At 56.6% G+C, this 15,262-nt stretch carries 16 protein-coding genes; 15 read left to right on the top strand and 1 reads right to left on the bottom strand.

All coding sequences use genetic code 11. From position 1 onward, the window contains the following. A partial coding sequence (locus tag KDN35_RS17390; RefSeq protein WP_212133375.1) for an IPT/TIG domain-containing protein occupies positions 1-1,090 on the top strand: 1,090 nt, incomplete at its 5' end. Positions 1,091-1,216: 126 nt separating this feature from the next. Here KDN35_RS17390 and KDN35_RS17395 read toward each other — a convergent pair. Next, positions 1,217-1,390 carry a putative motility protein gene (locus KDN35_RS17395; protein ID WP_446479950.1) on the bottom strand — a complete coding sequence of 58 codons (174 nt, stop codon included), beginning with the start codon at positions 1,388-1,390 and terminating at the stop codon, positions 1,217-1,219. Between the two features lie 196 nt (positions 1,391-1,586). Here KDN35_RS17395 and KDN35_RS17400 point away from each other — a divergent pair, with 196 nt between their 5' ends. From KDN35_RS17400 to KDN35_RS17465, 14 genes are all read left to right on the top strand, one after another. Next, complete coding sequence (locus tag KDN35_RS17400; RefSeq protein WP_171567262.1) at positions 1,587-2,396, top strand: motility protein A; 810 nt, start codon at positions 1,587-1,589, stop codon at positions 2,394-2,396. After that, complete coding sequence (locus KDN35_RS17405; protein ID WP_212133376.1) at positions 2,389-3,174, top strand: OmpA/MotB family protein; 786 nt, start codon at positions 2,389-2,391, stop codon at positions 3,172-3,174. The genes KDN35_RS17400 and KDN35_RS17405 overlap by 8 nt, the downstream gene beginning before the upstream one ends. 309 nt (positions 3,175-3,483) lie before the next feature. Then, complete coding sequence (locus tag KDN35_RS17410) at positions 3,484-4,293, top strand: basic amino acid ABC transporter substrate-binding protein (protein ID WP_212133379.1); 810 nt, start codon at positions 3,484-3,486, stop codon at positions 4,291-4,293. A gap of 89 nt (positions 4,294-4,382) precedes the next feature. Further along, positions 4,383-5,057 (top strand): amino acid ABC transporter permease, encoded by a 675-nt coding sequence (locus tag KDN35_RS17415; RefSeq protein ID WP_212133415.1) that lies wholly within the window; start codon positions 4,383-4,385, stop codon positions 5,055-5,057. A gap of 94 nt (positions 5,058-5,151) precedes the next feature. Further along, positions 5,152-5,349 (top strand): cold shock domain-containing protein, encoded by a 198-nt coding sequence (locus tag KDN35_RS17420; RefSeq protein ID WP_171567265.1) that lies wholly within the window; start codon positions 5,152-5,154, stop codon positions 5,347-5,349. A 314-nt stretch (positions 5,350-5,663) separates the two neighbouring features. Further along, entirely contained in the window at positions 5,664-6,218 is a 555-nt protein-coding gene (gene hpf, locus KDN35_RS17425) for a ribosome hibernation-promoting factor, HPF/YfiA family (protein ID WP_171567266.1), read from the top strand. A gap of 225 nt (positions 6,219-6,443) precedes the next feature. After that, positions 6,444-8,954 carry an accessory Sec system translocase SecA2 gene (secA2, locus tag KDN35_RS17430; RefSeq protein ID WP_171567267.1) on the top strand — a complete coding sequence of 837 codons (2,511 nt, stop codon included), beginning with the start codon at positions 6,444-6,446 and terminating at the stop codon, positions 8,952-8,954. 256 nt (positions 8,955-9,210) lie between these two features. Next, complete coding sequence (locus KDN35_RS17435) at positions 9,211-9,729, top strand: hypothetical protein (protein ID WP_212133380.1); 519 nt, start codon at positions 9,211-9,213, stop codon at positions 9,727-9,729. Between the two features lie 96 nt (positions 9,730-9,825). Next, a protein-coding gene (gene prfB, locus KDN35_RS17440) for a peptide chain release factor 2 (RefSeq protein WP_212133381.1) occupies positions 9,826-10,939 on the top strand; the annotation gives its coding sequence in 2 pieces (ribosomal slippage) (positions 9,826-9,906 and positions 9,908-10,939; 1,113 coding nt in all). Between the two features lie 256 nt (positions 10,940-11,195). After that, entirely contained in the window at positions 11,196-11,465 is a 270-nt protein-coding gene (locus KDN35_RS17445; RefSeq protein ID WP_171567270.1) for a YciI family protein, read from the top strand. Between the two features lie 83 nt (positions 11,466-11,548). Continuing rightward, positions 11,549-11,908: a cytochrome c551 gene (gene cccB / locus KDN35_RS17450; RefSeq protein ID WP_171567271.1), complete on the top strand. Its 360-nt coding sequence runs from the start codon at positions 11,549-11,551 to the stop codon at positions 11,906-11,908. A 186-nt stretch (positions 11,909-12,094) separates the two neighbouring features. Then, positions 12,095-13,135 (top strand): N-acetyl-gamma-glutamyl-phosphate reductase, encoded by a 1,041-nt coding sequence (argC, locus tag KDN35_RS17455; protein WP_171567272.1) that lies wholly within the window; start codon positions 12,095-12,097, stop codon positions 13,133-13,135. A gap of 13 nt (positions 13,136-13,148) precedes the next feature. Then, a complete protein-coding gene (argB, locus tag KDN35_RS17460) occupies positions 13,149-13,949 on the top strand; it encodes an acetylglutamate kinase (RefSeq protein ID WP_212133382.1) in 801 nt (266 codons plus the stop codon). Between the two features lie 61 nt (positions 13,950-14,010). Further along, complete coding sequence (locus tag KDN35_RS17465) at positions 14,011-15,192, top strand: aspartate aminotransferase family protein (protein ID WP_212133383.1); 1,182 nt, start codon at positions 14,011-14,013, stop codon at positions 15,190-15,192. The last annotated feature ends 70 nt before the right edge of the window (positions 15,193-15,262 follow it).

The following is a 15,262-nucleotide window of genomic DNA, read 5'->3' on the forward strand; positions in this document are numbered from 1 at the left end:
TCCAGGAACCGTCGACGTAAAAGTGGTGAATCCGGATGGAAAAGAAGCGGTGTTGGCCAATGCTTACACCTACCAGGCACCGCCGGAGATGATACCAGCGATCACTGCGATTACGCCAACCAGCGGGAAACTGCAAGGAGGCGAAGTAATTTACATTGACGGAAAAGACTTTGTGCAAGGTTTGAAGGTATACATGGGAGGGAAGGAAGCCCAACTTCACACCTATTACGGTCCGAATCGATTAAAGGCGCTGGCGCCGCCGGGAGATGCTCCAGGAACCGTCGACGTAAAAGTGGTGAACCCGGACGGAAAAGAAGCAACTTTAACCGCTGCCTATACCTATTTGGCCGATCCCGCCCCACAGTTGAAAAGTGTGACACCATCCAGTGGATTGTTGACAGAGGAAAAAGAGGTATATGTACTGGGGGCATATCTGCAGCCGGATGTCAAGGTATTCTTTGGAGACACCCAGGCAGATATTCTGGCTTACTATACGGACGGTTACGTAAAAGTAAAAGCTCCTGTGGCAAATACAGAGGGTACGGTTGATATCACGGTTGTCAACCTGGATGGGCAATCCCACACACTGAAATCGGCATTTACGTATCGCAGTACGCCGGATCCAAATGACCGCGTGGACACACTTACAGATGTAGGCAAGGTTCAAATCACCAACGTCGTTTCTAAAAGCGGGGGAGGCCCGATCAACTATGGATACGGAAACAAGTGGCGTGTGGACAATTCTGTGCCGGTAACGTTTGAAGGCACTGTTACTGATCACAGCGGAAATCCGTTGCCCCATGAAAAGATGACCTTCCGTTTCCTTGGCCATCTCAATGTGGAAGGCGTCAAACAGATGGAATTCATCACAGACGACAACGGGCGCTTCGCCTTTCAAATGATCTTGCCGCCTGCGATAGGGGAGCACGTCTACTATTTGCCGCTGGCAACACATTATTACGACATTGTAAATATTGAATTCTATGAGGGCATATACGACGCTTCCCAACCATCGTTGGCCAGAAAAATAGAAAATGTAAGTGATCGTGACGTTTATCACTTCAGTCTTTCGATATATAACCCATGGTAATAAAACCCTTGAGTGAAGTGACTAACGCAATGGTAGATGGAAAAGGCTGCTGGCTGTCGATCAGCGGCCTTTTTTCCGTGTATACAAAAAACAAGCAGGCTGTCCGACAGCCTGCCATGTCCCGGGTTAAACCCGTACGTCAAGCACTTTTCCCAGCGACGGATGCGGAGCTTGTGCCGCCTGCTGGATGGTTTGCTGGGTTTTGGCAAAGTCCTCCAACATTGTAGACGCCAGCGCCTGGGCGGTGGACTGCACCTGTTTCGTCAGACTGATGGCTATGGCTTGCTTCAATTGGACCATGTTCACGATCGGTCACCTTCTTCCGTACAGGTTCATGGGACAAACATGGGGAACTATTTCAGGTATCGGCATTTTGCTTGCGTCGGATTAGAAAAAAAGCATCTCGCACGTACCCATCGCTTCACTATCATTCATCAACCACGGGCGATTAACCGATACACGTAACAGAACTACTTCAACGGGATGGTGACACCTCTTGTCGACAAAACATCGCTCGCTCCTGCTGGTGGGAGCAGTCTTGCTTATGTTTGTGCACGCGATCTACCTCAACGGCAGCGCAGCCGATCTGCTGAACATGACGGCGATTGAGCTGGTGGCGCTGGCCGTGCTGATCGCCTATGCGATCAAGCGCAGGCACCTGGAACTGCGCTCCTTGATCCGGCTTCTGATGCATGGCCGGGAGGGAAACGTGGAAGAGACGATCAAACGATTCTACTACTACGCCTTGGTGCAGAAGGAACGGGGGCACCTGGCGTTGGAAAAAGAACTGGAGAACGAGCAGGATGCGTTCGTCCGCCGCGGCAGCTTGCTGGCGATTGAAGGCGTGCCGGAGGATGAACTGCGCATGATACTGGAAAACGAGCTGAAAGGGGAACAGTATCGGTACCAGCAGGCGGCGGGCTTCTTCCGATTGATCAGTCTGCTGGCGCCGGGCATGGGACTGGTGGGAACGCTTGTGGGGATGACGGGGGTGCTGAAGACGCTTTCCGACTTTACCACGACCGGGTACAGTCTCAGCTCGGCGGTGGTGGCGACGCTGTACGGGGCGCTGCTGGCCAACCTGATTGCCTTGCCGTGCTACTACCGGCTGATGGACATCCATGACCAGGAGATGTTCGAAAAGCGGCTGTACATCGAAGGGTGTGTCGGGCTACAGCGGATGGAGACGCCGCGTCTGCTGTTTGAAAAACTGAATTCGTTCCTGCCCGGGGACCGCAAGCTGGTGCTGATCAAGCAGCCGGGCAGCGTCAGAGGAACGATCGAAAGGCAGGATCGCCATGCATGACGACCGGCTGTACGACGAAAAGGAACTGGAAAAGAGCTGGCTGATCAGCTACAGCGACTTGTTTACCCTGCTGTTTGTGATCGTCGTGATCATTGCGGCGGCCCACGCGGCCAAGATCAAGGTGCAGATGGACGAAGTGGAGCGGCAGCAGGCCAGCTTGAAACAGGTGCACGAAAGCCTCGACCTGCTGAATCTGCAAAAGCTGGAGCTGGAGCGGGAGATTCACCAACTGGAAGCCAGGCGGGAAGCGTTGGCAGCTGCAGTGGAGGGGAAGAGCGCGGAAGAGAGCCCTCCCCGCCCGGATGCGACGTCAGCGGCAGCCGATGCGGCCAAGCGTGACATGGAGCGCATCCGTACGCAGCTCGCCTCCGCGCTGCGGGGGAAGCAAGTCGATTTCACAGAGACCGGGGACGGGCTGCGAGTGCGCCTGCCGGAAACGAGCTTGTTCGGCCGCGGCTCCGCCGAGCTGAGGGACGAGGGAAGACAAATGGTGGACGTCGTGGCCCAAGTCTTGCGCCACTATTCGTACCGCGTCCGGATCGAAAGCTGCACGGACGATCTCCCTGTCGCCTCAAGCCCGTACCGCTCCGACTGGGAGTTGTCGTCGGCGCGGGCGCTTGCCGTGATGCGTGAATTGGTGGAGACCCACGATCTGCCGGCCTCCCGCTTTTCCGTGGCGGGGTGGGATGAACTCGCCGCGCAGGTGGACACGACCGACACAGGAAACGGCTCTCGCAACCGCGGCGTGGATTTGCTCATCCTGGCCGAAAAGGAATAACAGTTCAAATTTTTCTGTCAATAAAAATGCTTTTTTCGGAAGGATTCCCGTATAGTCAGAGAGAACTATCTCTGACAGGAATCCTTTTTTCATTTTTCGGATTTCTTAAAAAACGAACCTCGTTTTTCCTGTCCCAGGCACCGAGGGCAGCAGGGACGCGGGGCGGGGGGAGTTATTCCCAGCTTGTGCACAACCGTCTGTGGATAATGTGGACAACTTTGTGGAGAACGCGAAGTGACCGTTATCTCGGTGTGGACAGCGCTGGGGAAAAACAAGGCAGAGAGATACAGACGAGGGGGTTATTCAAACATGAGACGCGGAAGCAAATGGTTGTTGTCGTTGATGCTGACGGTTGGGGTCGGTCTCTTGGTAACTGCCTGTGGTGCGGGTGACAAGCAGGCTGCAAGCGGCAGCAGTTCCTCGGGGGGCGGCGGTGCGTCGGAAAAAGTGTATGTGGTCGGTACCGACGCAGCGTATCCGCCGTTTCAAATGATGGAGGCGGACAAGATTAGCGGTCACGACATTGACGTGATGAATGCCATCGCGGAAGCCGCCGGATTCAAGATCGAATGGAAAAACACAGGATGGGACCCGCTCTTTGACGGACTGGACAGGGGGACCGTGGACATCGGGATTTCGTCGATCACGATTCGCGAAGACCGCAAACAAAAGTACGATTTTTCTGAACCCTATTTTGAAGCCAACCAGCTGATTCTCGTGCCGGAGAACTCTCCGGTTACCAAGCTGGCCGACCTGAAAGGCAAGAAGATCGGCGTGCAGGCGGCGACGACGGGCGAATTTGTCGTGCAAAAGGCGTTCGGAAACACCTATGAAGGGCTGAAAGGCTACGACGACATGCCGTCCGCGATCGACGACTTTTACAACGGACGGGTCGACGCCGTGGTGGGCGACGACGGCATGATCAAGTACTACGTCAAGAAATTCAAGGACAAGAAGTTCAAGATGATCAAGGACGATTCCTTTGAAAAAGAGTATTACGGCATCATTGTGAAAAAGGGCAATACAGAGCTGTTGAACAAGATCAACGAGGGCCTGAAAAAGATTAAGGAAAACGGAAAATTGCAGGAAATCTACAACCAGTACTTCGGTAACGAGTAAACAGCGCAACCGGCCGGGTACGTCGTCTACTGGCGTACCCGTTGCTGTTTCCATCCGGCGGAACGCATCATGTGAAAGGAGGAATCCCTCTGGATTGGAGTGTCATCTACGAGTACCGGGAGCTGTTTCTGCGCGGGATCGTGAACACCATCCTGCTCACCACCGTCGCGACGGTGGTCGGGACCTTGCTGGGACTGTTTCTCTGTCTGGGGAAGCTGTCGAAAAACAGGCTGCTGCGCATTCCCAGTGCGGTTTACGTGGAGGTGTTTCGCGGCACACCGATGCTGGTGCAGATCCTGTTGATCCACTTTGCCGTCATTCCTTCAATCTGGGAAGCCTTTTTTCCGGGAGAAAGCAGCCCGGAAGCGATCTACTCCGGCTTTATCGCCCTGTCTCTGAACGCCGCCGCCTATATCGCGGAAATTTTCCGCGCGGGCATTCAGTCCATTGATCCGGGGCAGATGGAAGCGGCCCGTTCGCTCGGCATGACCAAGGGCATGGCGATGCGGCTGATCATCATTCCGCAGGCGTTTACCCGCATGCTGCCGGCGCTGGGCAACGAGTTTATCGCCCTGTTGAAGGATTCTTCGCTGACGGCGGTCATCGCCACCCCGGAGCTCAACTACGCGGCGATGAACGTGGCCAAAAACACTTTTGAGCGGTATCCCCCGTACCTGACGGAGGCGGCTGTGTACCTGGTGCTCACCCTGTTCCTGTCGCGGGTCGTCGTGAGGGGACTGGAGAAGAAATATTCCCCCAAATAAGGGGGAATTTGACTCTGGTCTCTCCGGGTGATATAGTCATTCACAAGGGATGGCCAATCCCAAGTTTTTACAACAGAAAGGGTTGTTTTATTCGATGCATGGCAAGGTAAAGTGGTTCAACGCAGAAAAGGGGTACGGATTTATTGAGCGGGAGGACGGCGGCGACGTATTCGTGCATTACACGGCGATCCAAGCTGACGGTTTCCGGACGCTGGAAGAAGGCGAGTCCGTCGAGTTTGACATCGTTGACGGCGACCGCGGCCCGCAGGCGGCTAACGTTGTGAAGCGCTAATCGCCAATTGCAAACGCTTACCTGACGGGAAAGCGAATCCCCCTGGTCCATGGAACAGACCGGGGGATTTTTTCTATTACGCGATAATGGACTGTATGTGCAGGGTGCGGTGCTGCCGCAGATCGAGATAGTCGTCGCCGCGGCGGACCAGCGGGCGCATCGGTTCGTCCTTCTTATTAGAAATTGTTGGAAGAAAACTTTGTCGGGGTTTGTCGTAATGTAAAAGATTTGTAAAGGTTTTTTGAAGCCGGCAGGGAGGATTTTATCGATGTGTACGGAATAAACATAGGTAAAGACGGAAGGAGGTTGGAACCATGAAATTTAATATTCGTGGAGAAAACATGGAAGTCACCGCAGCACTTCGTGAGTATGTGGTAAAGAAAGTCGGCCGTCTTGAAAAATACTTTGAAACTCCGCAGCCTGCTGAAGCGCAAGTCACCTTGAGGGTACTGCGGAACGAAGCCACCATCGAGGTAACCATTCCGCTGGGCGGAGTGATTATCCGGGCGGAAGAAACCCATGAAGACATGTACGCTGCCATCGACCTGGTGGCCGAAAAGCTGGAACGTCAAATCCGTAAACATAAAACCAAACTGATGCGTAAGCTGCGCGTTGATACCAATAATAAAGCCCTCCTTCGTGATAATGAATCCATCGCTGTCTTGACTGAGGACGAAGAAGATGACGTGGAGATCGACATCGTTCGCACCAAACGGTTTGATTTGAAACCGATGGATGCGTATGAAGCGGTCCTGCAAATGGATATGCTGGGTCACAACTTTTTCGTCTTTCAAAACAGTGAGACCAATAACGTCAACGTGGTGTACCGCCGCAACGACGGACGCTACGGGCTGATCGAGCCGAAATGACGAGACAAAAAATAAACTCCAAGGGGAGTTGCTTTCTTCTGGCAACTCCCCTTTACTTGTATCCACATGTTGTAATTTGATAAAATAGCTTTTTAGAGAACATAAATAGTAGAAATTCTTTTTTCGCTAGGAACGTGTGGGAGAAGACTCCCCTGCAGGGACCTGGAGATGGCTGCACAAGAAAGGTAGTTGGAAGTAGCTTTGCCATTAGGAAGGGGTGTCCTTATGTTAGGACTCGTAAAGAAGATATTTGGCGACAGCAACGAACGCGAAATCAAAAAGATGTTTAAACGCGTGGAAAAGATCAACGCGCTGGAACCGAGCATTTCGGCGTTGACCGACGAGCAACTGCGGGAGAAGACGACGGAGTTCAAAAACCGCCTGGCTCAAGGAGAGACGCTGGACGATATACTCAACGAAGCGTTTGCCGTGGTGCGTGAGGCCTCCAAGCGCGTTCTCGGCATGCGCCATTTTGACGTACAGTTGATCGGCGGTATGGTGCTGCAGGAAGGCCGCATCGCCGAGATGAAGACCGGTGAAGGGAAGACGCTCGTGGCGACGCTGGCGACGTACCTGAACGCGCTCCTGGGCAAGGGCGTGCACGTGGTTACCGTCAACGAATACCTGGCGGAGCGCGATGCGACCATCATGGGCAAGCTGTACAACTTCCTCGGTTTGTCCGTCGGTTTGAACAAGGCCGGGATGAGCGCCGAGGAAAAACGGGCCGCCTACAACTGCGACATCACGTACGGCACCAACAATGAATTCGGCTTTGACTACCTGCGTGACAACATGGTGCTCTACAAGGAACAAATGGTGCAGCGCCCTCTGTTCTTTGCCATCATCGACGAGGTGGACAGCATCCTCATCGACGAAGCGCGGACGCCGCTGATCATCTCCGGGGCGGCCAACCGTTCCACGGAGCTGTACTACATCTGTGCTCATTTTGTAAAGCGGCTGGAGCCGGAAAAGGACTTCACCGTTGATGAAAAGCTGAAAATCGTCACCCTGACCGACGAGGGTGTGGCCAAGGTGGAGCAGGCGTTCAACATCGAGAACCTGTACGACACCGCCCACATGACCCTGAACCACCATATCAACATTGCGCTCAAAGCGCAAGTCCTGTTCAAACGGGACGTGGATTACGTGGTGCAGGACGGCGAAGTGGTGATTGTCGACGAATTTACCGGCCGTCTGATGGTGGGCCGCCGCTACAGCGATGGTCTGCACCAGGCGATCGAGGCGAAGGAAGGACTGCGCGTCCAGAGCGAAAGCATGACGCTGGCGACGATCACGCTGCAAAACTACTTCCGGATGTACGAGAAGCTGTCCGGCATGACCGGTACGGCCAAGACAGAGGAAGAAGAGTTCAAGAAAATTTACGGTCTGGACGTCGTGGTAATTCCGACCAACAAGCCGGTCATCCGCAAAGACCTGCCCGACCTGATCTACAAAACGGAAGCGGCCAAGTACCGCGCCGTCGTCAACGACATCGTCGAGCGGCACAAGAAGGGGCAGCCCGTGCTTGTCGGGACCATCTCGATCGAAAACTCGGAGCGCCTTTCGCAAATGCTGAAGCAAAAAGGCGTGCCGCACAACGTCCTGAACGCCAAGCACCACGCTCGCGAGGCGGAGATCGTCGCCCGTGCCGGCCAGTACGGTGCTGTCACCATCGCCACCAACATGGCGGGCCGCGGTACCGACATCCAGTTGGGTGAAGGCGTGGCGGAGCTGGGCGGCCTGCACATCATCGGCACCGAGCGGCATGAGAGCCGTCGGATTGACAACCAGTTGCGCGGCCGTGCCGGTCGTCAGGGGGACCCGGGTTCCTCCCAGTTCTTCCTCTCCCTGCAGGATGAGCTGATGCGCCGCTTTGGTGCGGACAACATCATGAACATGATGGAACGCCTCGGCATGGAGGAAGACATGCCGATCGAGAGCCGTCTGGTGACGCGTGCCGTCGAGTCCGCCCAGAAACGGGTGGAGGGGGCCAACTTCGACGCGCGGAAAGTGGTGCTCCAGTACGACGACGTGATGAACCAGCAGCGCGCCGTCATCTACAAGCAGCGCCGCGAGATCCTGGAGCAGGACAATCTGGACGAAGTTGTGCTCAAGATGATTTACAGCGTCGTCGACCGCAACGTGGAGGCCTACTGCCCGCAGGAAGAGGTGCCCGAAGACTGGAACCTGCAAGGACTGGTTGAAGTGGCCAACAACACCTTCCTGCACAACGAGACGATTACTGTCTCCATGCTGAAGGGCAAAGAGGCCGAGGAAATTGCCGAGCTGTTGAAAGAAGAAGTGGCGAAGCAGTTTGAGAAGCGCAAAGCGGAAATCGGCGAGTTGATGAACGAGTTTGAGAAAGTGGTCGTGCTGCGTGCCGTGGACAGCAAGTGGATGGACCACATCGACGCGATGGAGCAGCTGCGTCAGGGCATTCACCTGCGCGCGTACGGCCAAAACGATCCGCTGCGCGAGTACCAGTTTGAAGGATACCAGATGTTCCAGAACATGATTGCCGCCATCGAGGAAGAAGTGGCGATGTACATCATGAAGGCGGAGGTCAGCCAAAATCTGGAGCGTCAGGAAGTGGTGCGCGGCCAGGCGGTCGATCCGGCCCAGCTGCAAACGTCCGGTCCATCGGAGCGCCCCGCGAGTGAGGCGGAACCGAAAAACCGCGCCCAGCGCCGCGCGGAAGAACAGGAGCGCCGCCGCCAGATGAAGCGAGGCCATTAAAAACCTATAAAGTACGCAGCTTGCAAAACTGCTCTTCCCGTGTCGGGAGGAGCAGTTTTTTTTCTCCCCGTCTCCCTGAGGCTAGACAGCATTCGCCCGTTTTTGGTGCGACTGGCGGAAGAGACTTGGCGGTTTTGTCTAACACTGGAAAAAGGCATCGAACGATTCTCGTGGAAAAACCAGGCAAAATGAATACAATCGTAAGTACACCAACTTGCACTGGAAATCAATCACACGAGAGGCGGGGGAATGAACCATGAGAACGTCGAGTAACGTGATGGGCATACAAGCAAAATTAATGTTGGAGCGTATTGCGGCCACGCTGGATGCGGTACAGGCAGGTCACCAGCAGAAACCGGCCTATTTGCTTGCCGACCGGCCGATACATATGGACAAGCCGGAACCCGACGAGGGCGAGAGAGAGCTGGAGGTGGTGTTTGCCGCGAGGGACGTCGTCTATCTCGATGAAAGGCTGACGCGAGAAATTCCCGAGCCCAATTGGTCAAAAGCGGCGCCGGCCGGATGCGTCATACCGGACGGAGCGGGTGTCGCCCGAATCGGGACGCACGACCGACACAGCGGTGCAGCGGGGAGTGAGGTTGCAGGAAGACAAGCGCCACAGGCGGAACTCCACCAGGAAGCAGCGGCCAGGTGGGCGGTGCCTTTCATTGGAGAAGTGCTCGTACAGGCATATGCAGGGGACATGGGAAACACACCGCAGGACATCCGATCGGCACCCTCCCCACCTACGTCTGAGCCGCTAACGCTGTGCTGATGCTTCTGCTGTGCCCGAATCGATGCTGTCCGGTTGCGAATCCGCCAATTTGCGGTACAATGTAACATAGCACAAGGAAGAGAAGGTGATTCGCACATGGCATTGATCGATATTGCGGACGTCAAGCAAGAGATGTCCAGCATGGCTAAGCGATTAGCGGATATCAGGGGGTCTCTTTGACCTCCCTGCGAAACAGGAACGTATCGGCGAACTGGAAGAGCGGATGCTCGCTCCCGACTTCTGGGATAACAACGAGGCCGCACAAAAAACCATCAGCGAATTGAATGCGCTCAAAGGCCTGGTGGAAACCATGGCCAAACTGGACGCCCAGTACGAGGACCTGCAGGTAATGCTGGAACTGGTCATCGAAGAAGGCGACGAATCGATGATCCAGGACTTGTACGAGAGTGTCCAGGCGCTGAAAAAAGAATTTGAGAGCTTTGAGCTGGAGCTGCTGCTCAGCGACCAATACGACAAGAACAACGCGATTCTGGAACTGCACCCGGGCGCGGGCGGCACCGAGTCCCAGGATTGGGCGTCGATGCTGCTGCGCATGTACACCCGCTGGGCGGAGTCCAAAGGGTTCAAGGTGGAGACGCTGGACTACCTGCCGGGCGACGAGGCCGGCATCAAGAGCGTCACCCTGCTGATCAAGGGGCACAACGCCTACGGTTACCTGAAATCGGAAAAAGGGGTGCACCGCCTCGTGCGGATTTCCCCGTTTGACGCCTCGGGCCGACGCCACACCTCGTTTGTCTCCTGCAACGTGCTGCCGGAGATTGAAGAAGACACCGATGTGGAGATTCGTTCCGAGGACTTGAAAATCGATACCTACCGCTCCAGCGGCGCCGGCGGTCAGCACATCAACACGACTGATTCCGCCGTTCGCATCACGCACCTGCCGACGGGGATCGTCGTCACCTGCCAGTCGGAGCGTTCCCAGATCAAAAACCGGGAACGAGCGATGAAAATGCTGGCAGCCCGTCTGTTTGAGCTGAAGCGGGAAGAGCAGGAAAAAACGCTGCAGGCCATCCAGGGCGAGCAGAAAGACATCGCCTGGGGAAGCCAGATCCGTTCGTACGTCTTCCACCCGTACAGCCTGGTGAAAGACCACCGCACCAACGTGGAGGTCGGCAATGTACAGGCGGTAATGGACGGGGAGATTGATCCGTTTATCGACGCCTATCTGCGTTCGCAAATCAAGCGATAGGCGGCAAGCGGCGGTATGCTAATCAATAACGGACTGTCCGGTACGGCGGTAATCGGTTCTGCCGTCGCAAACACGGATGAATCCTAGAAAACACAGGCTCTCGCTGATCTCTCCTCGTTTGACCACAAGGTCTAGGCGACGGAGCATCGGCGAGAGCCTGATTTGTGTCTGGGGCAGTTGGACGAAACGATCGAATCAGTTGTCGAAATTGTGCTATACTTCCAGTAACATACTGTTTGTCAAAGGAGAGGACGTCATGCTGTACGTTGCCATACTGACGATTGTTGACCAGGAATTGAACACCAAGTTTCGCCCGGCCCACCTGAGCTACCTCAATGACCTGTACAAGCAGGGGAAAGTGGTCATGGCCGGACCGTTTACGGACAAGCGAGGCGGAATGGTCATCTACAAAGCGGAATCGCCCGAGGAAGCGCGCCTCCTGGCAGAAGCCGATCCGGTCGTGAAGGAGGGCGCCCGAACGCTGGAACTGCGGGAGTGGAGCCCGCTGGAATTTCCGCTGACCTAGACGGATTCTCCGGAGCGGAAGAATGATTTGTTTCGAGCGGAGGAATACTTAGCGAAGAATACTCATACAAAGGAGGGAACAGCATGAAGCGTTTCCCGTTTGCCATCCTTTTCATCGCGCTCGTATTCTTCGCAGGTGCCTGTGCTTCTGGCGGCAATCAAGCAGAACCGCCCGCCGGGCAGCAACCCGATACGGAATCACCCGCTCCATCGGGCAATTACGATGCTGCGGCAGCTGAAACGTTGTATAAAAACAACTGTGCAAGCTGCCACGGTCAAAATCTTGAGGGGGCAGTCGGCCCCAACCTGACACAGGTAGGCGGCAAATACACCCGGGAACAAATCCTGGAAATCCTCAAGAACGGGAAGGGCGGCATGCCAGGCGGACTGGTCAAGAACGATGATGCTGAAAACGTCGCGTCCTGGCTGGCCGACAAGAAATAGCAGGTACGTAAAGCGTCCGGCGAATCGCCGGGCGTTTTCTTTTTTGACAACGGATACAAGGAGCGTCGGCTGCGGGGCAGAAGGCGGAAGCTGCAAGCAGGGGCTTGATTTTTGGGGAGAAGGGTTGCCATCCGATTGAATTTTTATTATGATTCATGTATAAAAATGCAAAAGAGGGAGAGAACCATGATTCGGGTCGGGATTGTCGGGGCGACCGGTTACAGCGGGGTGGAGTTGATCCGTCTGCTTGCCGGCCATCCCCACGTGCAGGTGGCTAATCTGTATTCCAGTTCGGCGGAGGGAGAAGCGCTGGACAGCGTTCTTCCCCATGTGCAGCATGTTTCCTTGCCCCAGCTGTCGGCGATAGACGCGGAGCAAATGAGCGCCGCAAACGACGTGGTGTTTCTGGCCACGCCGGCCGGCGTCAGCGCGGAACTGTCGCCGGAACTGCTCAAGCGCGGCGCCAGGGTGATCGATTTGTCGGGCGATTTTCGCCTGGAGAGCGGGGAGGTGTACCGGCAGTGGTACAAACGGGAGCCCGCTCCCGGTGAGTGGCTGGATCGGGCGGTGTACGGCCTGGCGGAGTGGAACGCGGCGCAGGTGGCCGGCGCACAGTTGGTGGCCAATCCGGGCTGCTATCCGACGGCGGCGCTCTTGGCGCTGATTCCGTTGGCACAAAGCGGCTGGGTCAACCCCCGCAGTTGGATTGTAGATGCCAAGTCAGGGGTGTCGGGAGCAGGTCGCGGCGTCTCCCTGGGCGTTCATTTCAGCGAGATCAACGACAGCATTCATGCGTACAAGGTGGCCCAGCATCAGCACACGCCGGAGATTGAACAAGAGTTGAGCAAAAAGGGCGGCGTGGAGCATGTGGTCCAGTTTACGCCCCATCTGGTGCCGATGACGCGGGGAATACTCGTCACTGCCTACGGCCAGTTGGAGCGGGCGGTGACAACAGACGAGGTGCATCAGCTCTACCGGTCGGCGTATGAAGGCAAGCCATTTGTAAGGCTGCGAAAACCGGGGAGCCATCCGCGGACCAAAGAGGTGTACGGTTCGAACTATTGCGATATCTCCGTCCATGTGGATGAGCGGACGGGGCGGGTCATCGTGCTTTCCGTGATCGACAACATGGTCAAAGGAGCGGCAGGTCAGGCAGTCCAAAACATGAACCTGATGTTCGGCTGGCCGGAGGCGACAGGATTGCCGCTGGTGCCGCTGTTTCCGTAGAGGAGGATGTGACATGCAAGACGCAGTGGTCATCAAGTGCGGAGGCAGCACCATGGATCAGCTGCCCGACGCGTTTTTCCAGGCGATCGCCGAACTGCAGCAGGCCGGACGGCAGATTGTGATCGTGCACGGCGGCGGTCCGGCAATCAACGGCATGCTGGAGAAACTGTCCATTACTCCCGCGTTTGTGGACGGATTGCGCGTCACCTGCGAAGAGACGCTGCAGGTGGTGGAGATGGTATTGTGCGGACAGATCAACAAGCGGCTGGTTCGCAGGCTGACGCAGGCGGGAGCCAGGGCGTGGGGCGTCAGCGGGATTGACGGCGCAATGCTGACGGCAGAGCGGACGGCAAAACCGCTTGGCCAGGTCGGCGAGGTGAAAGGGGTGGACACATCCATTCCGACCGCCATCCTCCAACGCGGCTACGTGCCGGTGATTGCGCCGCTGGCCGTAAGCGCAGACGGCGCGGAGACGTACAACGTAAATGCAGACGTGGCGGCGGGGGCGATCGCTGCCGCCCTGGCGGCGGAGCGTCTGGTAATGGTGACCGACGTGCCGGGCATCCTGCGCCCCGGTCAGGACGGCACCAAGACGCTGGTGGCACAGACGGACGCGGAAGAGATCGGCCAGATGATTGCCGACGGGGTGATTACCGGCGGGATGATTCCGAAAGTACAGGCCGCGCTGGACGCCCTCTCGCAAGGCGTGCCCCGGGTCGTCATCTGCCGGGGAACGGCGGAGGAATTGCGGTCGGTATGCGCCGGGCAATCGGCGGGAACCGTGATCCAGGCAGGCGTCCCCAAAGGCGCGTAATGTGGACACCGCGTACAGCACTCCCCCCTATCAAGGAGCGTAAACAAGGAGGCATTGTAACATGAGCACAATGGCTGCCCCTATGCATTTGATGAATACTTATTCAAAATGGCCGATCCGGCTGGTCAAGGGAGAGGGAAACCGCGTTTGGGACGATCAGGGCAACGAGTATCTCGACTTTGTCTCGGGAATCGCCGTCACCTCGCTGGGACACGTACACCCCAAAGTGACGAAACGGCTGCACGAACAGCTGGACACGTTGTGGCACTGCTCCAATCTGATGCACGTTCCCCAGCAGGAGGTGCTGGCACAGAAGCTGTGCGGCCTGTCCGGCCTCGACCGCGCGTTTTTCTGCAACAGCGGCGCGGAAGCCAACGAGGGAATGATCAAGCTGGCCCGGCGTTACGCCCAAAAAGTGCAAGGCACCGGACGATATGAGATCATTACGTTTCAGCAGTCGTTCCACGGGCGAACGCTGGCTACCCTGACAGCCACGGGGCAGGACAAGGTGAAAGACGGATTCGGCCCCCTGCCGGACGGGTTTGTCACCGTGCCCTACAACGATTTGGAAGCGGTGCGCGCCGCCGTTACGGAGAAGACCTGCGCCATCATGCTCGAACTGGTGCAGGGGGAAGGGGGCGTACATCCGGCAGAGGAGCCGTTTGTAAAGGGATTGCGCCAACTGTGCGACGAACACGGTCTGCTGCTGCTGATCGATGAAATCCAGACCGGCATTGGACGCACGGGCACCTGGTTTGCCTTCCAGCAGTACGGGATCAAGCCGGACGTGATCTCGCTGGCCAAAGCGCTGGGCAATGGGTTCCCGATCGGCGCGGTGGTGGCGACCGAAGCGGCGGCCGAGGCGTTTGCCCCCGGCACCCACGGCACCACATTTGGCGGCAACCCGCTGGCGATGACCGCTGCCATCGCCACGCTGGAGACGATGGAAGAGGAGCACGTGCTGAACCGCGTAGGCATCCTGCATCGGCAGCTGGTAAGCGGACTGGAAAAATTGCGGGCAGAATATCCGGGCAAAATATTGGCCGTGCGCGGCAAAGGACTGCTCTTGGGCGTGGAAGTGACGGTGCCGGCGTCGTCCATCGTCGATTACGCCCGGGAAAAAGGCGTACTCGTCCTGCTGGCCGGTCCTCAGGTCGTCCGCCTGCTGCCCTCGTTTGTCACAACTGAGGAAGAAGTGAACCGGGTGATCGAGGTGATCGGCGAGGCGATGGAGAACTTGTAAGAAAAAAGCGCTCCAATGCCGGGGACACGGCCGACAGGGAAAGGCAGTGTGAGCGGAACGGCAGTGTGAC

Origin of the sequence: Brevibacillus sp. NL20B1 (assembly GCF_018195675.1) — a bacterium.
GTDB classification, from domain to species: Bacteria; Bacillota; Bacilli; order Brevibacillales; family Brevibacillaceae; genus Brevibacillus; species Brevibacillus aydinogluensis.